The organism is Novipirellula artificiosorum (assembly GCF_007860135.1).
Lineage (GTDB): Bacteria > Planctomycetota > Planctomycetia > Pirellulales > Pirellulaceae > Novipirellula_A > Novipirellula_A artificiosorum.
This window is the reverse complement of sequence record NZ_SJPV01000010.1, coordinates 174,005-194,970: the sequence shown is the minus strand read 5'-3', so window position 1 is coordinate 194,970 and position 20,966 is coordinate 174,005. Positions and strand designations below refer to the sequence as shown.

The 20,966-nt window shown below is 56.5% G+C and carries 14 protein-coding genes and 1 tRNA gene; 7 read left to right on the top strand and 8 right to left on the bottom strand.

All coding sequences use genetic code 11. The annotated features are described in order from the left end of the window. Positions 1-85: 85 nt before the first annotated feature. The 4 genes from Poly41_RS23970 to Poly41_RS23955 all read right to left on the bottom strand — a co-directional run bounded on the left by Poly41_RS23970 (position 86) and on the right by Poly41_RS23955 (position 4,880). Positions 86-880 (bottom strand): inositol monophosphatase family protein, encoded by a 795-nt coding sequence (locus tag Poly41_RS23970; protein ID WP_146529655.1) that lies wholly within the window; start codon positions 878-880, stop codon positions 86-88. A gap of 32 nt (positions 881-912) precedes the next feature. Continuing rightward, positions 913-2,037, bottom strand: coding sequence for a serine/threonine protein kinase (locus Poly41_RS23965; protein ID WP_146529653.1), 1,125 nt, complete (start codon positions 2,035-2,037; stop codon positions 913-915). Positions 2,038-2,473: 436 nt separating this feature from the next. Beyond that, entirely contained in the window at positions 2,474-4,519 is a 2,046-nt protein-coding gene (gene tkt, locus Poly41_RS23960) for a transketolase (RefSeq protein WP_146529651.1), read from the bottom strand. A 286-nt stretch (positions 4,520-4,805) separates the two neighbouring features. Next, positions 4,806-4,880 (bottom strand) — tRNA-Pro (locus tag Poly41_RS23955). Positions 4,881-5,150: 270 nt separating this feature from the next. On the opposite strand from Poly41_RS23955, the gene Poly41_RS34330 reads away from it, so the two are divergent. Then, entirely contained in the window at positions 5,151-6,428 is a 1,278-nt protein-coding gene (locus Poly41_RS34330; protein ID WP_197231590.1) for a peptidylprolyl isomerase, read from the top strand. A 69-nt stretch (positions 6,429-6,497) separates the two neighbouring features. Here the strand turns inward: Poly41_RS34330 and Poly41_RS23945 are convergent, their stop codons facing one another. Both Poly41_RS23945 and Poly41_RS23940 read right to left on the bottom strand, forming a co-directional pair. Continuing rightward, entirely contained in the window at positions 6,498-7,268 is a 771-nt protein-coding gene (locus Poly41_RS23945) for a hypothetical protein (RefSeq protein ID WP_146529649.1), read from the bottom strand. Positions 7,269-7,389: 121 nt separating this feature from the next. Next, positions 7,390-10,482 carry a valine--tRNA ligase gene (locus Poly41_RS23940; protein WP_146529647.1) on the bottom strand — a complete coding sequence of 1,031 codons (3,093 nt, stop codon included), beginning with the start codon at positions 10,480-10,482 and terminating at the stop codon, positions 7,390-7,392. 508 nt (positions 10,483-10,990) lie between these two features. On the opposite strand from Poly41_RS23940, the gene Poly41_RS23935 reads away from it, so the two are divergent. From Poly41_RS23935 to Poly41_RS23915, 5 genes are all read left to right on the top strand, one after another. Continuing rightward, entirely contained in the window at positions 10,991-12,433 is a 1,443-nt protein-coding gene (locus Poly41_RS23935; protein WP_146529645.1) for a sensor histidine kinase, read from the top strand. Between the two features lie 60 nt (positions 12,434-12,493). Then, the gene (locus tag Poly41_RS23930) at positions 12,494-12,919 is read left to right on the top strand and encodes a DUF423 domain-containing protein (protein ID WP_146529643.1); all 426 of its coding nucleotides are present in this window, start codon (positions 12,494-12,496) and stop codon (positions 12,917-12,919) included. Positions 12,920-13,016: 97 nt separating this feature from the next. Beyond that, positions 13,017-14,033, top strand: a complete 1,017-nt coding sequence (locus tag Poly41_RS23925; protein WP_146529641.1) for an aspartate carbamoyltransferase catalytic subunit — start codon at positions 13,017-13,019, stop codon at positions 14,031-14,033. A gap of 1 nt (position 14,034) precedes the next feature. Further along, entirely contained in the window at positions 14,035-15,345 is a 1,311-nt protein-coding gene (locus Poly41_RS23920) for a dihydroorotase (RefSeq protein WP_146529639.1), read from the top strand. Positions 15,346-15,364: 19 nt separating this feature from the next. Then, complete coding sequence (locus Poly41_RS23915) at positions 15,365-16,222, top strand: fumarylacetoacetate hydrolase family protein (protein WP_146529637.1); 858 nt, start codon at positions 15,365-15,367, stop codon at positions 16,220-16,222. Between the two features lie 396 nt (positions 16,223-16,618). Here Poly41_RS23915 and Poly41_RS23910 read toward each other — a convergent pair whose 3' ends face one another. Next, positions 16,619-19,051, bottom strand: a complete 2,433-nt coding sequence (locus Poly41_RS23910; protein ID WP_197231589.1) for a DUF4962 domain-containing protein — start codon at positions 19,049-19,051, stop codon at positions 16,619-16,621. A gap of 132 nt (positions 19,052-19,183) precedes the next feature. Here Poly41_RS23910 and Poly41_RS23905 point away from each other — a divergent pair, with 132 nt between their 5' ends. Continuing rightward, on the top strand, positions 19,184-19,891 hold the full coding sequence (locus tag Poly41_RS23905; protein ID WP_146529633.1) for an RsmD family RNA methyltransferase: 708 nt from the start codon (positions 19,184-19,186) through the stop codon (positions 19,889-19,891). 12 nt (positions 19,892-19,903) lie between these two features. Here Poly41_RS23905 and Poly41_RS23900 read toward each other — a convergent pair whose 3' ends face one another. Beyond that, complete coding sequence (locus Poly41_RS23900; protein ID WP_146529631.1) at positions 19,904-20,497, bottom strand: hypothetical protein; 594 nt, start codon at positions 20,495-20,497, stop codon at positions 19,904-19,906. Between the last annotated feature and the right edge of the window lie 469 nt (positions 20,498-20,966).

Sequence of the window (20,966 nt, the reverse complement as noted above, 5' to 3'; positions counted from 1 at the left end):
GATGACGCTCCGCAACTCAGGCGGTGTCGCGACCGCTAAGGCGAAACAGGGGATTACGTCCACCCAATCCCCACTCGCCGATGGATCAGGCAAGCAAATCAAGCATCGATTGGTGTAGTTTTTGGGACGCCGTTAAACAGAATTTGGGTGACCAATCGTCAAGTGAAGCCCCGTCGACTTGCGTCAACGTCGCGCCAGCCTCACGTGCGATCACGATCCCCGCCGCGGCATCCCAGGGCTGGACACTCGTTGCCCAATAGCCGTCCAATCGTCCGGCGGCAACGTAGCACATGTTAAGTGCACAGGATCCAAGCCGGCGCAGCGACCGGCACTGCCCAAGCACCCGGATAAATTGCCGGACCTCCGGTGCATCGCTTTCAATACCCGCCGGAAAACTGCAGGAGAACAAACCTTCGCCGATCTCTTCGCAAGCACTGACCCGGATCGATCGACCGTTGACACGGGCTCCCTGACCATCGATGGCCGTGAACATCTCGTCACAAACCGGATCGTAGATCACGCCGAGTCGCATTTTGCCAGCCGCGTACAAGCCGATGGACACCGCAAAACTTTGCAATCGATGCACGTAGTTCACGGTCCCGTCTAGCGGATCCACCACCCAACACGGTGGCGCATCGATCTCTCCTTGACGCACGGAGTTCGGCGGTTCATTTTCGCCTTCTTCTTCACCGACGAACGCGTACCCAGGAAAACAGTCCATCAGAATCGACCGGATCGCTTGTTGGGCGGCGAGGTCCGCGTCGGTAACGAGATCTTTCGGGGCCTTTTCGCGGACGACGCGATCATCGCGTCGGGCCATCAATTCCACCGCTCCGGCTTTTGCTGCCCGGAGCGCCACATCCAAGTGCTCTTGGTCCATCGTGTTTGCTGTTTCTATGATCGGGGAGGACGTCAGTGTTCAAAGCTTTCTAATTGCCGGAGTTCTTCGAGCCAAACGCGAATGTCATTGTCGTACTCCGTCGCCATGTCACTGCGAATCAATTGCCGATGAAAGGCCGCGGCACCTTGTTCCACATGCTCGGCCGCTTCCGCACTGGGGAACCGCCGATTGGGATCCGGTGCAATCAATCCCAACAAAAAATTCATCAACAACTCGTTGCGCAGCACGTCCTCCGGCAACACCGTATGTAACCGCGAAGGCAACTCGCGTTTTGCCTGCAGCAATTGCCGCAAACTCTCTTTGCCAGAGAAAGGATTCGTTCCGCTGAGCAATTCAATCAAAACATAGCCGACACTGGCAAGGTCGCTGCGCGGAGTGACTTGGTTGTTCTCCAACACTTCTGGCGCCGCATAGATCGGAGTGCATTCGCTATCACGTGGTGGATCGGTGTAGTCAAATGCGGACCCCATATCAATCAATTTGGTGTGCCCCGAACGCTTCAACATGATATTGGCTGGCTTCACATCCCCATGGACGATGTTCTCGCGGTGCAGTGCCGCCAGCGACGCCAAACACTCGCGAACGATCGCAACGGCAACCCCCGCCTTGAATCGTGACTGATCGGGACCTTCGGTCAAAATGACTTCGTTGATGTAACGCCAACGCCGCTGACTGACATGGTGTTCAAGCAATTCCAAGCACTGGGGCGAAACGAGTTGCCGCAAATCGTAGCCATCCACCCATTCCATCATCATGATACGGATTCGGTGACGCTCGAAAAAATTCTGGACATCCAACAGGTTGTCGTGCTGGATCAAAGCCACGCGAGCGGCGATCGTGGCGACACGCGCCATCGCCTCTTCGTACGATCGGCTATCCGCATAGCGCTCGGGTGAAAAGACTTTCATGGCCACGGGAACCGTGAAACCGTCGGTTCCCCGGTATTCCGTCAAATAAACTTCACCCTGGCCGCCGCGGCCGAGCAGGCGCAACAGGTGGTGGTGCCCCGTCCAACTGACCTTTCGTTTGCTCAACAAATCGTCATAACGCCGCACCAACTCGGCATCCGTGTTGGTCTGCGTCGAGCCGTGAAGCGTGATCGTCGGATTGGGTTCGTATCGCGTTGTCGACTGCATTCGGTTTGAAACCATCCTTGAACGCGCTCTCGCTAAGATTGCCAAGCACTGCGACGGCCGGAACCGGAACAATACAAAAAAGAAATAAAGCCGTTGCGTCGGCCTCTCCCGTCTTCGCCTATCCAGAGGATCGTCAACGGTAACGCAATCGGCACTCCACCATCAGTCTACTCGTTCGCAGATGCCTGGCGGAATGCAAAAACACGAAAACTCAAAAGTGACGACGCCGGTCAAAACGACAGGACGATGGCCGACGATCCCCCCGGTTTCGCTCGGCTTGCGTGCTCGATTGTAGCACCCTGTCTAGAAACGCGGCGGCCCCACCGAAACACCGCAACGAACAAAATCGCTGCCCCGAAGGAATAGCATCCCACAGGATGCGAAAGCTTTGGCCTGACTCAGCGCCCCAGAGCACGCTTCGCAAATACCACCACCGTTACCGCTTTGCAGCGGCAACCATCGCATCGGCGTTGATACCGAAGTGTTTGTACACTTCATCATACGGGCCGCTGGCTCCAAAACCGCTCATGCCAATAAATTTGCCGTGACTGCCAATCCACCGATCCCAGCACATCCGGATGCCCGCTTCAATTGCTACCCGGTTGGTCACCTTGGGGGGCAGCACCGAATCCATGTACGACTGGTCCTGATCTGCAAAAATGTCCATGCACGGCATGCTAACGACGCGTACCTTTTTGCCCTCTTTGGTCAGCGTTTCGGCGGCATCGACACACATGAACAACTCACTGCCGCTGCCCATCAAGATCACGTCCGGCGTCCCTTCACAATCGCTCAACACATAACCACCACGGCCGCAACCACTGGCTGACGCGAACCGGGTTCGGTCGAGGGTCGGCATGTTTTGGCGAGAAAGGACGAACGCGGAGGGATGATCGCTAATTTGCATTGCGGTGCGATAACACTCCGCAACCTCGTTTGCATCGCCGGGACGGAAAACGTTCAACCCCGGGATCGCGCGACACGCGGCTAAATGCTCGATCGGTTGGTGCGTCGGACCATCTTCGCCAACGCCGATCGAATCATGGGTCAAGATAAAAAGAACCGGTTGATGCATAATGCTGCTCAGCCGCATCCCGCCCCGCATGTAATCGGAAAAGACAAAGAACGTGGCTCCATAGCTGCGCAGCCCTGACAGGGAGAGCCCGTTAACGATGCCCGCCATCGCATGTTCACGAATCCCAAAGTGCAAGTTGCGGCCTTGATAGTGACGTGGCAAAAACTCGTCGGCACCTTCAAAGGTCAAATCCGACTTGTTGCTTGGAGCCAAGTCGGCCGAACCACCGATCATGGTCGGAAAGTTCTTAGCAATCGCGTTGAGCACTTTGCCACTGCTGTTTCGCGTGGCATCCCCCTTGTCGCTGGGCTCAAAAACGGGAATATCCTTGTCCCATCCTGCGGGCAACTTGCCATCAAACACGGCTTGCAATTCAACCGCCTTCTGTGGGTGCGCCTTTTGATATTGCTGCCAAATTGTCTCCCAAGCCGCCGAGGCTTGCTTGCCACGCTCGCCAACATTGGCGGCAAAATGCTCGACCACGCCATCAGGGATGTAGAACTTTTCGTCTTCTGGGAAACCATAAAACTTCTTGGCCAAGGCGATTTCATCCCAGCCCAATGGCGCCCCGTGTGCGCCATGGGTGTTTTGCTTATTGGGGGCTCCCCATCCAATCACGCTGCGGACGATGATCAGGGTTGGCTTGTCGTGGCACGATTTGAATTTTTCGATGGCCGCAGCGAGCGCCTTTGTGTCGTTGGCATCGTCGACTTTCAGGACATTCCACCCCAATCCTTCAAAACGAGTTGCAACGTCCTCGCTAAACGCCAACTCGGTATCGCCTTCGATCGTGATGTGATTGTCGTCATAGATCCAGCAAAGGTTGTCGAGTTTCAAATGCCCCGCAACCGATGCGGCTTCACAGGCAACCCCCTCCATCAAATCACCGTCACTGCACAGCGCGTAGGTGTTGTAATTGAACAGCACATGTTCGTCGGTGTTGTAGTTGGCTTTGAGCCATTTTTCCGCCATCGCCATGCCAACCGAATTGCTGACGCCCGCCCCGAGCGGTCCGGTGGTGGTCTCAATCCCGGCGGCTTCCGCGTATTCAGGATGCCCCGCACAGACCGAGCCGATCTGGCGAAAATTCTTGATGTCCTCCAACGTGATCGAAAGCTTGTCGAGCACGTTGCCCGATGGGTCGACTGCTTTGACGCCCGCCAGATGCAAGGTGCTGTAGAGCAACATCGACGCATGACCGCATGACAGCACAAAACGGTCGCGGTTGGGCCAAGCCGGCTTCGCCGGATCGTAGTTCATGGTCCGGTTGAAAACCTGGTACGCGATCGGCGCCAGCGCCATCGGGGTGCCGGGGTGACCGCTGTTTGCCGTCTGGACGGCATCCATGCTCAACGTTCGGATGGTATCGATTGCTTGGGTCTCAATGTCAGTCGATGCAACGCTCATCAGCACGGTCACTCTTACAAAATGGGGAGGGGAAACAGGGAATTCCGGCTCAAATCAGCTGCGGAAAAGGAAAGACAAACTTGCCAAGAGGTTAGCGAGAAATAGGATCCAACAAAAGATCCCCCTCAAAAAAGTGAGGCTTGCAAAGAAGCGCCAGGACCAACCGACTGCGAACAAAAAACGGTGGCGTCGGCGCGAACCGACCCGCAGGACTGGCCGCTCGATTCGCCCAGCCTTGCAACAAAAAAAGCCGTGTTCCACTCAGGAAAACACGGCTTTTCGTCGATCGGGGCGACATGATTCGAACATGCGACCTCCTGCTCCCAAAGCAGGCGCTCTAGCCAGGCTGAGCTACGCCCCGGAAGGATCGCCGGCAAAGGAACCCCTCGGGAACCCTCCGCTCGATCCTGATGCGTCCGCACAGATTAGCGGACGATTCCGTTTTGCGAAAGGTTCACTTGGCCCCGTGATTCGCGGTTTTCTAGACTTCTTTCACCGTTCTTGACAAAAAGCCACAGGAATTGGGTCTCCACCAAGCCTTTTCAGCCGTTCGCGCGAACCACTGGCGCACGGAACCTGTATCGAACACGTAGACCCCTTCCCGCCATCCCGAAATGATTGGTTGTCGTCGATGATCTCGCAACGCCTGTTCGTCTCCTTTACCCTTCTGCTGCTGGCCTACTCGCCAACCGACCGCCTCGCCACCTGTGACGCCCAGTCGTCCGAGGTCACGACTCCCTCTGGGCCAGAAACCCCCGAAGCTAGCCTGGCTCCGGCTTCCGACACCGCTCCGGCTGCCGCAGGTGAAGAAGCCGCAGCGATGGGAGGATCACTGCCGATCGAGTTGACCGAAGAAGGCGAACAGGCAAAAGCCGAATTCCTCGAGGTCTTGAAGGCCTACCGCGACAAGGTGACCGAAATGCGGGTTATCCACACGCGGTACATCAATGGCGAGCAGCAAACGCCCGAGGCCCGCCAGAGTTTTGTGGATGCTGAACTTCGAACCCGTCAATTGATGGACGACCTTTTTGAAGCGTCCTACAAGCTGCTGATGTTTGCCCCTGACGAAGAAGCCGCTCAATACCTGTTGACCATGATCCAACATCAGTACGAAAACAGCAACTACAGCGAGTGGACGCTGCAAGCCGGTTCGTTGCTGATGGACCTGGGGTTCAAGCAGATCTTTCTTTACCGCGCCGTTGCCCGGGCGGCCGTATGCACGGGCCATTTTGAGCTTGCCCGAAAAGTGTACAAGCACATGGACGAGGAAGGCTTCGCGGATCTCGACAAACGTTTCTCGTTTCAAATGGACGAGATCGAGCAGCTGTGGCAGCAAGAAGCGGAAGCTCGCGAAGCGGATGCGACCAAGAATTTGCCACGGGTCCTGATCAAAACCACCAAAGGCGACATGGTGGTTGAGCTCTTTCTTGATGTGGCGCCTTCAACCGTCGCGAATTTCATCTCGCTCGTCGAGCAGGGGTTCTACGATGGATTGGATTTTTACCAAGTCAAAGATGACCTGTTGGCGCTAACGGGGGACGAAACGGGACTCGGATCGGGTGATTCGGGCCGCTACGTGATCGATGAGCACCAACGCGAGGGGGCTCGCAACGCGTTTCGCGGTTCTTTGGCCATGGCAAAGCTACCGAGCAAGGAAGGATCGTTTTTCGAGAACACCGCGAGCACTCAATTCGCGATCTTCTTCACGCCTCTGCCTGCTGTGAGTCAACAACAAACCGTTTTTGGCCGCGTCATCGAAGGGATGGACTTGTTTACCGAAATTCGACGAGTCGACCCGAACAAAGACAAAAGCAATGAAACGATGATCCGACCACCTGACCGAATCATCACAGCGGAGGTGCTACGAAAGCCAGAGGAAATGCCCGAGCCCGTTTACTTCACCCCGTAAGGCAACGGCGGTCAACCCGCGACTTTTTGTCGAAAGGACTCAGCGGCGGAGACTCAGCGGCGGAGTCCGTCAAATGGGTAGTTGGGGAATGGCGATTGCAAGCAGGGCGCCACCCGCGCCACCCATGATGAGATTGATCGCCATCAGCCGCCACGTTTCCGCAAAATTCTTGGCGACGAAATAGAAGATGTAAAGCGGGATGAACATGCACAACAGTCCCGTTACGACGTCTTTTTGGAACGCTTTGATCAACAGCATCAACCCCGCGACCGAGCCGATCAGGCTGCAGGAAGCCCCCGCCAAGACCATGAACGTTGCCATCGCGTTGAACTGAGTGCCATCGGATCGCCGCGCCACGTTGATCGCGATGACCGCAATCAAGGTGGAACCCGCAAGCAAGATCAAGATCAACCCCAGCATCCACCAAGGGAGTCCCGCTTTGCTCAGCATTCGGTCTTGCGTGTCTTGGGTTCGGGCCATGTCCTCGGCTGCTTTTTGCAGCGCGAGGGTGCCGTGGCTGATGTCAACCCCAACGGTCTTATGCCCCTCCAACCGGCCTCCGGTTTCTTTATTGAAGCCGCATTTGGTGCACAACACCGCACCCGCTCTCATCTCCGCCCGGCACGCCGGACAGACCGCGGCAACTTGATCGCTAAAGCCTTCCTCATCAAACAGATCATCCAGACTGTCCACACCCGGCGCTGCGGCGGGTGACGCCGTGGCCTTCGCAGCGGGAACCTTCAGCACGGTGGCACAGCCCGGGCACTTGACCGCCTTGCCAGCGAGGTTGTCGGGAATGTTGAGCGTTTTGCCGCATTGGCAATTCAATCGGATGGGCATGGCAGCGGACCGGGGGGAATCAAAAAAAACGAGGAGAATGAACGAACCGACAAGGCGTCTCTCATTGTAATCGAAGACGCCGAAAGCGATGACGCCGAGCAACACCTTCCCAGCGGAAAACTCAGCGAGACCTTTGCGTTAGCCGCTGAATATCGCTCTGGACCGACTTCCGCTGCTTCTGCAAATCTTCCAAGGAGTCCCGTTCCTTGGCGACCACCTCGGCCGGCGCTCGCGACACAAAATTCTCGTTCGACAGCTTTTGCTGTTTTCCGGTGATTTGCTTGACCAACTGGTCAAGCAACTTCTCCAACCGAGCCAACTCCGCCTCGACGTCAATGAACTTTTCCAAGTCGACGTGCACATCGATGTCGAGGCTCGTTAATGCCAACGGAGCATCGATCTCAAAGGCGTTTGCCTGTTCCCCCAACGCAACCACTTCGGCACCGGCGAGACCTTGAAAATACGTTCGCATCGGCTCAAGTAAGGCCGCACTCGATGGGCTACAACGAATGGCGACCGGCACCGATTCACGCGGGGCAATGTTCTGGCTCGCACGAATGCGACGGATGGCGCCAACCACCTCTTGGAACTCGTTGAACTGCCGTTCAATCGACTCGTCATGGTGGCTCGCGACGGCTTCGGGCCAAGCCGCCGTCATCACAAACCTCGGCGCCACCGTCGGTTCAGGAAGACCTCGCTCCGCAGCCGCCTCGTTCAAAAAGCCCCAGATCGATTCCGTCACAAAGGGCATGATGGGATGCAATAGCCGCAGCAGCGTATCAAGCCCATGGGCAATCACGGCTTGCGTCACCGCTCGCAACGAATCATCGGACAGCCTTGGCTTGGCGATTTCGACATAGAAGCTACAGAATTCGTTCCAGGCGAAATCGTAGAGGATTCTTGATGCCTCGGCGAAATGGTAATGCTCGATCGCTTCGGACACATCGCGCGTGACCGTCGACAAACGGCTGAGCAGCCAGCGATCCTCCAGCGGCAATTCAGCCACCTGAATCGATTGCGGCTTGTAGTCTTCGAAGTTCATTAGCGCAAAGCGAGCCGCATTCCAAAGCTTGTTGACAAAGTTTCTCGCCGTTTCAAATTTCTCACTGACCACCGCGCCTTTGAGCAGCGCCTTGTCGGCTTCGGTTTCCGCCCACTGGGTCGAGAACCTCTCCTTGCACTCGGGACATTGGACCGCTGGCAACGACTGGTTCTTTTTGGTTTGATCGATCAGTTTCTCGCAGTGAGGACACTCGTATTGGACCGGCATCCTGACATCTTGCGTTTCTGTCGCCAAACGAGCCAAACCGAACCGCAACGCATCGGGGCCAAACTTGTCGATCACATCGTTGGGATCCACGCCGTTGCCCTTGCTCTTGCTCATCCCTTCGCCATTGCCGTCCAATATCTTCGGGTGAATAAAGACTTCCTGAAACGGCACTTCGCCCAAGTTATTGAGTCCCATCAACACCATTCGAGCGACCCACAAGGTGATAATGTCTCGCGACGTGATCAGCGTGCTGGTGGGATAAAAGTAATCAAGCTCGGCGGTCTTTGCGGGCCATCCGAGCGTGCTATGCGGCCAAAGGGCAGACGAAAACCAGGTATCCAAGACGTCGTCATCGCGAGTCAAACCGAGCGATTGAACCTTCGATTCCAGCTTCACATCTTCATCACGCAAGCAGACAAAAATCGAATGCGTTCCCGCTTCATCCGGATCGATCCGTTGGGCAATCTTGCCGGATGCATACTCAGGGAACGCTTGGAGTTTCGCTTCGATGGCCTCGGCTTCGGTTTCGCTGATTCCACCCACCGACCAGATAGGGATTTGATGACCCCACCACAATTGGCGACTGACCGGCCAATCACGTTTCTCGCTGAGCCAATCGAGATAGCCTTTGCGGTACCGTTCAGGGAAAATCTTGACGCGTTGATCCGTCACGGCATCCATTGCCGATTGGGCCAACTCCGCCATCGCCACAAACCATTGGTCTGCCAAATAGGGTTCGATTGGCGTTTTGCTGCGATCACTGTGCGGCAACTCGATTTCTCGATCCTCAATCTCGCCAAGCAGATCCAAATTCTCTAAATCGTCCACGACCTTGTTGCGGCACTTCGAAATCGTCAAACCTTCATACGGTCCGGTTTCGGCATTCATCGTTCCATCAGGATTCAGAATGTTGATCATCGGCAACCCCGCTCGTTTGCCCACTTCGTAATCGTTTGGGTCATGCGCGGGAGTGATCTTGACACACCCCGTCCCCATTTCCGGCTTGGCCCATTCATCGGCGATCAGTGGGATTTCGCGATTCATCAACGGCAGCGTCAACATGCGACCGTCGCGTGCCATGTCGCGCAGCTTGATCAACAGCGGCAGCATCTCATTTCGGCGCTGTTGCAATCGGTCGAGTTGCTGTTGGATGTCGTCCTTTTCCCCTGCCGACACGGCCGACAACTTCTCGCGCAGTTCCTTCTCGGTTTGTTGAAGTGCAGCTTCAGGATCCGGATGGACGGCGACCGCCGTATCGCCCAACATGGTTTCGGGTCGTGTCGTGGCGATCTCCAAGCGAGCGGGTTCCCCCGGTTTCGGATCGACAACCGGATAAAAAATGTGCCAAAAGTGTCCCTTCTTGGTTTCATTGAAGACTTCGTCATCGCTGACAGCGGTTTGCAGGAAGGTATCCCAGTTCACAAGCCGTTTACCTCGATAGATCCGCTGCTTGCCGAACAAGTCAAAAAACGTCGCTCGGACCGCGGCGGCACAAACGTCATCGAGGGTAAAACGCAGTCGACTCCAATCACAACTGCATCCCATTCGCTTCAATTGACCGAGGATTCGCGTTTCGTATTGCGCCTTCCAATCCCAAATTCGCTGAACCAGCGCTTCGCGGCCGAGATCATGCCGCGACTTGTTTTCTTGATCTTTCAACCTTCGTTCGACGACGGCCTGAGTCGCGATGCCCGCATGATCCGTCCCCGGCATCCAAAGCGCTTCAAACCCCTGCATTCGCTTGGTCCGGACCAAAATATCCTGAAGCGTGTTGTTGAGACCGTGGCCGAGATGCAAGGCGCCGGTGACGTTCGGTGGCGGAATAACGATCGAAAACGGTTTCTTGTCGGTGCGCGGTTCGGCACGAGCACAGCCGGCCGATTCCCAGGCTTCGGCGATTTTTTCGGCAGCTTCGGTGTGGTCGAATCGAGTGGGAATCGTCATGACTATTTGCTATCGATTTGCGGTCAAGAATCAAAAAAATGGCGAGAGTCCGGCAAAAACAGCGACGCGTCGCCGCATCGTCAGGAATTCCCCCCCGGGGACACCCTCGCTGAATGAGAACGAGGCAGCTCGCAATCACTACAGGTAGGAACACCGCGATAGATTACCGGTTCGGCCCAAAATCGCCTATCGGACTCCCGCAATATCCGCAAAGCAGGCACGACTCACGGTCCACTGCGCCGATGTGTCGCTGACGGTGCACAAAGATTGTGCCCGTCATCCAAACGATGACGATTCAGATTCCGTGCGCACATGTTGATCCTGATCGGACCGGGCGCTCCGTTCCGATCAAGGGCCGTTCCGATCAAGGGCCGTTCCGATCAAGGGCCGTTCCGATCAAGGGCCGTTCCGATCAAGGGCCGTTCCGATCAAGGGCCGTCCCGATCAAGGGCCAAACGGCCGCGTGGCACGAACATCGATTGCTTCCGTACCGAACCCGGGGACCCCCATGCCTCACATCCAAACAGCCCATCACGGACAAAAAACGCATTCGTCGTCACGGCGTGCGGAGAGCCAGGTCAACGAAACGGCCAACGCGATTGTTCAGATGCTGAGCGAAACCGCCCATGACCTTCGCTCGCCGCTGACAACCATCCGCGAATCGATTCGCTTGGTTCACGATGGCGACCTCGGCCCAATCCAGCACGAACAACAAGCTTGCTTGTCCGCCGCGATCGATCAGTGCGATTGCATCGACCAAATGGTCGGCGAGATGGTGCAACTTGAACGCTTGCAAAGTGGTATTCCACGCGCTCAGCGAGGTTGGGTTTCGGTCAGCGAGGTCCGAACCGCAGTCGAAGAAACGCTGCGACCTTGGACCTTGCCTCGGAACATCGATGTCCTTTGGGACGGCGCCGAGGATGCCAAGTTGTTGGTGTTTGCCGATCCTGCGATTTTGAGACGCATGATCGTCAACCTCGTCGTGAACGCGATCCGAGCCACACCTGAAAACGAATCGGTCTTAGTGAGACTACAAAAGACACCCGGTGGCGAGGCGATTTGCTGGTCCGTAATCGATCAGGGAGTGGGGATCACGCCAGCTCAGATGAAACGAATTGAATCGCAGCAATTTTCGTCTTCGTCAGGCGAAGGGCTGGGGTTGGCGATTTGCCGACAATTAGCAGCGTTACATTTCTCAACATTGCGGCTTCGTTCTCGGACAGGCTACGGAACCGACGCCAGTTTCCTGACGCCCGTCGGCGGCCCCAAATCGGTCGCCGAGTGTTGGGTGCGATGGCGAAAGCGGGTATCGGACGGTGAAACCGAAACGAAACAACACCAAAGCGATCCTTCAAGCGAAAACCTGCGCAGCAAGATCCAACGGCGAGTGCGTCTCGATCCGCCGCTATTGTCGGTGGAATTGATGCACAACGGAGCCTCGCCAAGACAACCGGAATCGTTTGCACTGGGCACCGTCTCGCTCGGCGCCGCCATGGCACGGGATGCAGCTGACGATTTCGATCGAGTCCTGCAAACTCATCAAAGGCTATTCGACTTTGCTTACCGAGTCGACACGCGACGCTGGGTCTGGGTCTTTGATGCCGACTCAACCAGTGTCATTGGGCGAATCCAATCGATCACCGAAGCGGCTCAAGCCGCCCTGCGGGGGATCCGATTGCAGTGGGGAAAAACGAATCAAATCACGCTGGACCATCGCGCAACGACGGCGAAACTCAGCGATCTACTGATTCGAGAAACCCTGGCGGCTCATGCCCCATCCACCATCGCCGATGCGAATCAAGTCCGGTTAGGGACCAAACCCATCGAACCGTCAACGACGGCTACCGAACGGCTTGAGCTGGAATTGCGTCGGCTAAGCGGTCGGTTCCAACGTGAATCCGCTACCCTGAAGCGTCAAGCCGAGGCACTCCGCCCCGATCGTGGCGTCTAAGTCGTTTAACCTAAGTCAACGTGACGATCGCCCCTTTTTTCCCCAAGCTCCGCCCGATTCATGCGCCATCCACCCGCTTCTCGGCAAATCATGCTTCTCGCCGCTGTCACCGGCTCCCTTGGCGTGCTGATCGGGGCGTTCGGGGCTCATGGGCTCGATGGTTTTCTCGAGCAGCAGTCACTCGATCCGGAAACGATCGCCAAGCGGGTTGGCCAATTTGACGTCGGGGCTCGCTATCACTTGATTCACAGCGTTGTGCTGCTGGCCCTTGTCGCGATTCCCCTTGGCCGCGATTCGCTGCGGCTGAAATTGGCATGGCTGTTCGTCAGCGGAATCGTTTTGTTCAGCGGCAGCCTCTATTTGCTGGTTTTGACGAACCAATCCAAGCTGGGGATGATCACGCCGATTGGCGGCATCCTTTGGGTGGTCGCATGGGGATTGCTCGGTTGGCTGCCTGGAACGGACCGGGCCGCGGAAAATGAGTGAAAAAGCTTGAGGGGTCCTCGCAGAGTCGGCCTGAATCTCGTAACGTGGGGCTCGTCGTGCTTGTCTATTTTCTCTGACCAGTTCAAGATCCAAAACGATGCCTGACACCGGTGCCAACGACCTTCCCTTCCCTGACAATTGGCGTCGTCGGGATCTGCTTGAGTTACAGTGTCTCGAAGCCGACGAGATCCAGACGCTGCTCGACACCGCACAGACGCTCAAGGATCGGACCGGTGGCGGACGAAAGAGGCTGTCGCTGCTTCGTGGCAAGACCTGTGCCAACCTGTTTTTCGAAAACAGCACGCGTACTCGCAGCAGTTTTTCGCTTGCGGCCAAACGGTTGGGCGCCGACACACTGGAATTCAGCAGTGCAGGCAGCAGCGTTGCGAAGGGTGAGACGTTTGTCGACACCGCCAAGACGATCCAAGCCATGGGGGTTGATTGGGTCGTCACTCGACACAACACACCTGGTACACCTCACTTGCTCGCCCGCGAACTTGATTGCAGCGTGTTGAATGCGGGCGACGGAGCTCACGAACATCCAACGCAAGGCTTGTTGGACATGTTGACGATCCGCCAGCATCGTGGCCGACTCGACGGTTTGACGGTCGCGTTGGTCGGGGACATTGCTCACAGCCGAACGGCTCGCAGTAACCTGTGGGGACTCCGAAAAATGGGGGCTCACGTCATCGTCTGCGGCCCCCCCACGCTGGTCAGCCCCCGATGGGCCGAGATCGGGTTTGAAGTCGCCCACAGTCTTGACGAAATCTTACCTCGTTGTGATGTACTGAACTTGCTCCGCATTCAGTTTGAACGACAACACGCTCGTTTTTTCCCTAGCGTTCACGAATATGCGGCGCTTTATGCGATGACCGCTTCGCGGATGCGGCGAGCCAAGGAGAACATCTTGATCATGGCTCCGGGGCCGATCAACCGTGGCGTCGAAATCACGCCCGAAGTGGCCGACGGTCCACAATCCGTGATCTTGGAACAGGTCACCAACGGGATCGCCGTTCGGATGGCCGCGCTGTGGTTGTTGGCCGGTGCTGCCGATCGCCAAGCCGCAGGCGAAATGACCGAACCGACTCAAGTCTCGCAACCTCAGTGGTCTTAACATGTCCGACTTGTTGATTGAAAATGGGCGTCTGGTTGATCCCAGCCAAGGAATCGACCGCATCGCCCGATTGTTGATTCTCGACGGGCGTGTCGCTGCGATCGACCCCTCGGACGACGAAATCCCATCGCATTGCCACAGCATCGACGCTTCCGGACGAATCGTTGCACCCGGGCTGGTCGACTTGGGAGTCGAGCTTCGCGAACCAGGCTTCGAAGAAGACGAGACAATCGAATCGACCAGTGACGCCGCGTTGGCCGGCGGCTTCACTTCGATCCTTTGCACTGCCAGCACCACGCCGGTCGTCGATTCACCTGGAGCAGTGGAATTCGTGCGACAAAAAGCGGCGAAAGCGAACGGAGTGCGAGTCTATGTCATTGGCTGCCTGAGCCGTGAACAGGCGGGTGACCAAATGGCCGAACTACGGCTATTGGCCGACGCCGGTGCCGTCGCGGTCAGCGACGCGCCGCGGCCGATGTGTAACGATGCGCTGTTGAAACGGTCGCTCGACTATTGCCGGATGCTGAAACTGTTGATCATCGATCGGCCCGAAGTTCCTGAGCTTGCCGAAAACGGTGTCATGCATGATGGGCAAGTCTCGTTGGTGCTGGGGTTGAAAGGCTTGCCGACCGAAGCAGAAGACTTGGCGGTCGCGCGGGATGTGCGGTTAGCGGAAGCAACCGAAGGCCGATTGCATGTGGGACCGGTCAGCACCATGGGAGCCGTCGATATGATTCGACGTGTCAAGAGTCGCGAAATCAAAGTCACCTCGTCGGTCTGCCCACACAACCTTTGCTTGGATGACAAGCAACTCACCTCCTTCGATTCGCGATTTAAAGTCCATCCGCCACTGCGCAGCCCAAGGCACGTTCAAACGTTGAAGGAAGCCGTTGCCGACGGCACCATCGATGCGATCCAAAGTGGTCACATGCCGCGCAGTCGCGAAAAGAAAATGAACGACTTGAACTTGGCACCGTTTGGAGCAGCGACGCTCGAGACCACACTCTCAACCGTCGCCACCTTCATGGTCAACGAGAATTTCATTGATTGGCCGACCGCGATCGAGCGGCTATCAACCGCTCCCGCTCGAATCGCATCGGTTCCAGGAGGCACGTTGGCGGTAGGCAGCCCGGGGGATGTGGTCATCATTGATCCCGAAGCGACCTGGAAAGTCAATGCCTACCATTTCCGCTCGCACTGCATCAGCAATCCGCTCGACGGATCCGAACTGCGTGCCCGGGTGACTCACACAATTGTAGGCGGAACGGTCCGTTTCCAACTCGCTCCCGATGCCAACTTGCTCGCGAACTGACCTCTCCTACGATGAACTCATGAAGATTGCAAAGTACACGGATTCCGAAGGCGTGGTTCGCGTCGCGCGTGTCGAAGACAACCAACTCATCCCGCTGCGGATGACGTCGCAGTACCCCACGATGTCGGACCTGCTCGCTGCCGCCCATCCCATCGCTGCGGTGGAATCGTTAACCACCGATTCCGCCGTGGCGATCGACCCTTCGGTCCGTTGGCAACCACCGATCGATCACCAAGAAGTCTGGGCCGCAGGCGTGACGTACCGCCGCAGCCAAACCGCTCGAATGGAAGAATCCGAAGCAGCGGCCTCCTGTTACGACCGAGTCTACAACGCCGATCGTCCTGAGCTGTTTTTTAAGGCAACCCCTCATCGTGTTTCGGGTCATGGCCAACCTTTGCGAATCCGTAGCGATGCCAGATGGAATGTCCCCGAACCGGAAGTCACGTTGGTGCTCAGTCCCGCCATGAAGATCGTAGGGCTGACGGTCGGAAACGACATGAGTTCGCGAGATATCGAAGGGGACAACCCGCTCTATTTACCGCAAGCAAAGTGCTACAACCAATGTGCAGGGTTGGGCCCATGGATTTCGTTATTCGACTCGCTACCTCCGCGCAATACGATCGGCATCGACTTAAAGATCGATCGTGACGGAGAGAGGGTGTTCGACGCCCAAACGTCGGCCGATCAAATGGCTCGAAGCTTCGAGGATTTGGTCAACTGGCTCGCTCGCGATAACAGTTTTCCCAGCGGCGCTTTTCTAATGACCGGCACGGGAATCGTACCGACAAGCGACTTTACGCTGCAACCGCGTGATATCGTTCGGATCACGATCGATGGCGTTGGAACCCTGACCAACCCGATCATTCAGGGAACCTAGCATCGAGCGGAATACAAGGGGCGTCTTTCGGCCCCCGACGCCTGATGAAAAGGGCTCATCCGACGGAAGCGTGCGGAACCCAGACTCGAGGTTTTTTGGAGGTATGGCTCCGGTGTCCAATGATCTCTTAGAAAAGAGTCCCCGACGGTCGGTCGTCCGCCGGGAACCGGTAGCACCCTTGGCGCACCGTCGACCGGGATATCCCTTGTCAAGTTGCACCTCTGCAGAGCTCCACTCCGTTTCTCCCGGCAACTGCACGATAACAAGTGAAAATAGCTCCTGCCAGCAATGATGGGATAGCGGAGAGATGCCGCGAAAAACTCCTGCGCACGCTTCCGCCGGATGAGCCTTAAAAATCCTTCGCCAAGACGTTTGACGTGGACGATCCGTGCCTTGCTACTCCATCGCCACTTCGGTCGTTTGCAGGACTTCGCCTTGATCGTTGTACAATTGGACGATGATCTTGTCTTGCGTTTCGAGCCCCTCAAAACTTAGTTGCGTCTGGTCGTCGTTCGGCAACAGCACGACGACTCGGCCGCCCGCCACTTCGCTGGTCAACACATATCCACCTTCCATCGCCTGTAGAGCCCCCTGAACCGGCGTTTCTTCTCCTTCACGATAAGGTCGATACAGCGTGACAAACTCTGTCGACTTCGACTTGTCGGCCGTGTCCGCGGTCAGATGCCATTCGCGAAGCTCCACGCGGTCTCGTGGATTCGGGTCGTATTGATCGGTTTGAGACAGCTGCAGCCCATCCGGTGCAAGGAATTGGACCTGGCAGCGAACGTCCCCCGCTTCGATCGTGATGTCTTGCGGATTGTGAACTTGAAAATCATTGATGGCATGCAGCCAATAGGTGTATTGCGATGGCTTTGGAGCTCGCAAACGATCGTAGACAACGATCATATCCGGCTTGATGAACAAAATCGCGCGAGTGAAACGGTCCAAGAGCCGTTGTTCACCAGTAGATTGACTTGATCGATAAGCCGCACCGGCTTCCCCTACCACAACATCGATCGCGGGTGTCGTTTGAAAATCAACCACCCGACCTCGAGCCGCTGCAGCATGAGGGAGTTGCCCCTTGCCATCGACGGTGATGTTATTGACCGACCGAGTGCTCCACATCCAGTCACGGTGATGCTCGCTGCCGTACGTGTCGCGATAGCCTGAGCGAATCAGCAATCGTTGGCCAAAGGCCCATAGCAGGAATGAATTGTTCGCCTCGTATCCATGCGACTGGGTTCCGAACGGACTCGACTTGAACACCACTTGAACGTCTTGATTAGCATCTTCGATCGTGGTGTTCAAGTAGGCCTGGCCGGTTCCGCGGAATAGCCGCGAACTTGGCAGATCGGCGGGCGATTTTGCGGCGACCGTGCCGCGTGACCCACGCAGGAACCCAAGGTATCCCGACGACGCCGCATAGCCAGAAGCCAGCGATTTTTCGTCATGCTGATCGACATACCATTGCCAGTAGGGATTTCGAGATTGCGCCGCGAGAACGCTCATCAAAGCAATCTGCTTCGCGGAAGTCGCTTTCGCATTCAAATCACCGAATCCGCCGCCCACCTTTCCAGGTGGCAACAGGTACATCGGGTAGTAACCGACGCGATCAAAATAGGGGTGATCGAACGCATTGATATCGAGGGCGGCTTGCATGATATCGGCCCACCATGTGAACCGGCCGATGTAACTGTTCCAGTACAACGTCCCCTCGTGCCAACCGCCGTCGGCATCGCTCCAAACCGGATAGACGTTGTAGAAAACGTTGGTTGCAAACCAGACCCAATCGTCGGCTTGATCGATTTCACCGTGAAACGCCAGTCCGATTTCTCCGAGGAAATGCCAAGCGCGGTTGCTGTGGCTGGAATAGGGGTTCCATAAATGGCGAGGACACAAATGATCGTACATTTCCTCACCGCGAACTCGCATCACATCGCGGCATTGCTGCTTCTCTTGCTCGCTGAGCAGATCATTGACAAACGTGTAGGTGCGTGAAAAGTAGTACGCGTAGGGCATCCCAGCTTCGTCGTTGTAACGATAGCCGGTGGCACCTTTCGGATCCCATTGAGCGCAATCCATCAGGATCCGTTTCGCGACTTGGCCATATTCCTCCTTGCCACCGATCAACCGCGTGAACGCCAAGGTCGCTGCACTATTGAGTGCATGGCTGGTGTAAGTTCGATTGCCCCACCAAATACCAATCCACTCTTCGCTTTTGGGCTTGACATCGGGGCCATACAGAGGCGGTTCGGCGGTAGGGGGTGGATCCTTCAAGATCTGGTCGCAGCGACGGACCAAGTCCTCAAAATCTGCCTTCATGGACCCGCTTGCTAGTTCGCGCAGCCGGGGCACTTGTTCGGGACGTACAAACAACCTGGGGTGGCCTGCAGGGATCCGAGACAACAATTCCTCGCGGATCGGCATCGGCATCCGAGCAGCATCGGCGGAGATCGAGAAAGACCGCGGCTGACTCCAATTCGTCGACTCACCCGTTTTTGTCCAGCCTCGATATCGCCAAACGTAGTCTCTGGGGTCGAAGCTTGTTGGGGGGGTATGGACGGTCAGATCCATCGAATCGTTTTGATAGACGATGTCTGAAAATTTGGCGTCGGTCGCGCATTGCAATTCCCAGCGCACGATGCCAGTTTGAGGACGCCAGACAAAATGAGGTGGATTCACTTCGCAGGTACCACCCTCGAACGGCCGATATCCCCATTCGGATTCGATCGCGGCTCGTTCATCAAGCTTGAGATCCGCAGCCTGGCAGAGGCACGACAAGCAGAGGCACGACGAGAGGAGCAAGCAACTCAAAAAGGAAAATCGCATGGTGGGCACCAATCGAGGTGGAAAGAATGCGGGGGAGGTGGGAGCCAACACTTTATCAGAAACCGCCAGAACTTTCATCGATCACGATGTTTGCTTTTCCTTTTTGGGAATCGGTTCGCTATACTGCCGCCGATGAGCCAACGCAACGAATCGAACCGAGCCAAAAAGCGATCCCCACGCCCCGCCCGCGGGAAACAGGACGGTGGAGCGAAGTCTTCCAAGGGTGCCAAACCGACCAAACTTCGCGTGATCGGCGGCGATATGCGAGGTCGACCCATCGTTTACCATGGCGAGGTTTTCACACGGCCGATGAAAGACAACATCCGCGAGAACCTGTTCAATATCCTGGGCAGAGCGGTCCGTGGTTCGATTGCCTTCGACCTGTTCGCCGGCACCGGTGCGCTGGCGATCGAATCGATCAGTCGCGGGGCAGTGCAAGCGGTCGCGATCGAACAGTCGAATCGTGCTGCGGGCTTTATCCGCCAAACGAGCGAGTCGCTCGACATCGAATCCAAGCTGAAGATCTTAGTCGGCGACGCATTCCGTTGGAGCGAACAGCTGCTTCGCGCAGCCGAGGACCCCGAGGATCCGATGGTGGGGGTCCCTTGGATTGTCTTCCTTTGTCCGCCCTATGCGCTTTGGGAAGAGGAACTCGATCAGCTGAATCAGATCATCGAACGAGTCCTTCAAAACGCACCGCCAGGAAGCGTCTTGGTTGCCGAGGCCGAGAAGAAATTTGAGATCGAGCGACTGCCCAAAGGTGATTGGGATATTCGCGTCTATGGCGGAACCCAGCTCGCATTCATCGAACCGGCAACGACCTGTGGGCTACGCCTGTAGGTCCCGTTTGACTTATTGACGCGTCCACTGGGTGTAGTTGTCTCGATAACCGTGGTGTTGGCTCCAACGCGGAGTGGTCTTTGCCCCAAAGTACCCATATGAATAGGGTGCCTTCCACGTTGGACTCTCCTTCGCTTGAGGGATCGTCGCTGGGGGATACGTCATCCGTTGGCGATGAGACGTGTGTGGCGGGTGGGTTTCGGTGTAGCGAGACCCGAGGTGCTTTTCAATCACTCGCTGGTTTGGCGATCGGATCACACGGTGACTCGGAATCGGATCTCCCGCTGGCATGATCGGTGGAAAAAGATCCGCCAGCAAGCCAACCGGCTGTCCCTTCTCGTCAATGGCACCCGCGACGTTTTGGGATTGCATTTCCGCCGAAGTTGCTTGACCTCCCGAACGTGTCCTGGAAAACGAGTGCGGAGATCGTGCTTCGAGTGGTGGGTCCGTCAAGGGAGCCTCGAACTGAACCGGTTGCGGCCACGGAGATCCATCGCGAGTCGGCTGCCAAGTTGACACCTGGGCGGCTGCAAAACCGAGATCCATGGTCGTTGCCAGCAATACGAGGGTGGCGAATCGAATTGGGAAAGCGAGGAATTGGCCCATCACAATACTCTGAAGATGTCAAACCAGGCGATTTAAGAAGACTTTTCCGGTCACGTCGTTTCTATTGATCGGCATCTGTGGCACGGCCCCATCAGCAAAGATCGCGAAACAAATGCAAGAAGCCTTGTTTCATGGAGTCGGCCTGCTCGACAGCGCAACACCTTTGGAGAAGGTCGTGCAGGTTAGCGTCCCCGAACTAGAGGGCGTTGGTATCGATACAAGTCGCGTTGATGGATTCTGGCTCCCCTCGCCCCGGGAGGTCGTGCAGTTTTTAAGTTGTTGATTGAAAAAGACTTACAAGATTTACCTCTCCCTCTGGGCTCGTTGTACCACATAACTCCCGCGTTTTGCATGCATTGACGGGTTGGTTTTGTGTGCAACTCCACTGGACTTTTTGCTGGACGCCGCGAATTATCCTCAATTGAGGATCCGCGTTGGTGCTGCGGTTCATGGCAAATTTCTTCCACGG

What these genes read in the sequence shown, in the direction of transcription:
- Poly41_RS23910 (WP_197231589.1), bottom strand. Translation starts at nt 19,051, where the DNA reads ATGCGATTTTCCTTTTTGAGTTGCTTGCTCCTCTCGTCGTGCCTCTGC.
- tkt (WP_146529651.1), bottom strand. Translation starts at nt 4,519, where the DNA reads ATGAGCGTTGCATCGACTGACATTGAGACCCAAGCAATCGATACCATC.
- Poly41_RS23900 (WP_146529631.1), bottom strand. Translation starts at nt 20,497, where the DNA reads ATGGGCCAATTCCTCGCTTTCCCAATTCGATTCGCCACCCTCGTATTG.
- Poly41_RS23945 (WP_146529649.1), bottom strand. Translation starts at nt 7,268, where the DNA reads ATGCCCATCCGATTGAATTGCCAATGCGGCAAAACGCTCAACATTCCC.
- Poly41_RS23935 (WP_146529645.1), top strand. Translation starts at nt 10,991, where the DNA reads ATGCCTCACATCCAAACAGCCCATCACGGACAAAAAACGCATTCGTCG.
- Poly41_RS23930 (WP_146529643.1), top strand. Translation starts at nt 12,494, where the DNA reads ATGCGCCATCCACCCGCTTCTCGGCAAATCATGCTTCTCGCCGCTGTC.
- Poly41_RS23920 (WP_146529639.1), top strand. Translation starts at nt 14,035, where the DNA reads ATGTCCGACTTGTTGATTGAAAATGGGCGTCTGGTTGATCCCAGCCAA.
- Poly41_RS23925 (WP_146529641.1), top strand. Translation starts at nt 13,017, where the DNA reads ATGCCTGACACCGGTGCCAACGACCTTCCCTTCCCTGACAATTGGCGT.
- Poly41_RS34330 (WP_197231590.1), top strand. Translation starts at nt 5,151, where the DNA reads ATGATCTCGCAACGCCTGTTCGTCTCCTTTACCCTTCTGCTGCTGGCC.
- Poly41_RS23915 (WP_146529637.1), top strand. Translation starts at nt 15,365, where the DNA reads ATGAAGATTGCAAAGTACACGGATTCCGAAGGCGTGGTTCGCGTCGCG.
- Poly41_RS23940 (WP_146529647.1), bottom strand. Translation starts at nt 10,482, where the DNA reads ATGACGATTCCCACTCGATTCGACCACACCGAAGCTGCCGAAAAAATC.
- Poly41_RS23905 (WP_146529633.1), top strand. Translation starts at nt 19,184, where the DNA reads ATGAGCCAACGCAACGAATCGAACCGAGCCAAAAAGCGATCCCCACGC.
- Poly41_RS23970 (WP_146529655.1), bottom strand. Translation starts at nt 880, where the DNA reads ATGGACCAAGAGCACTTGGATGTGGCGCTCCGGGCAGCAAAAGCCGGA.
- Poly41_RS23965 (WP_146529653.1), bottom strand. Translation starts at nt 2,037, where the DNA reads ATGCAGTCGACAACGCGATACGAACCCAATCCGACGATCACGCTTCAC.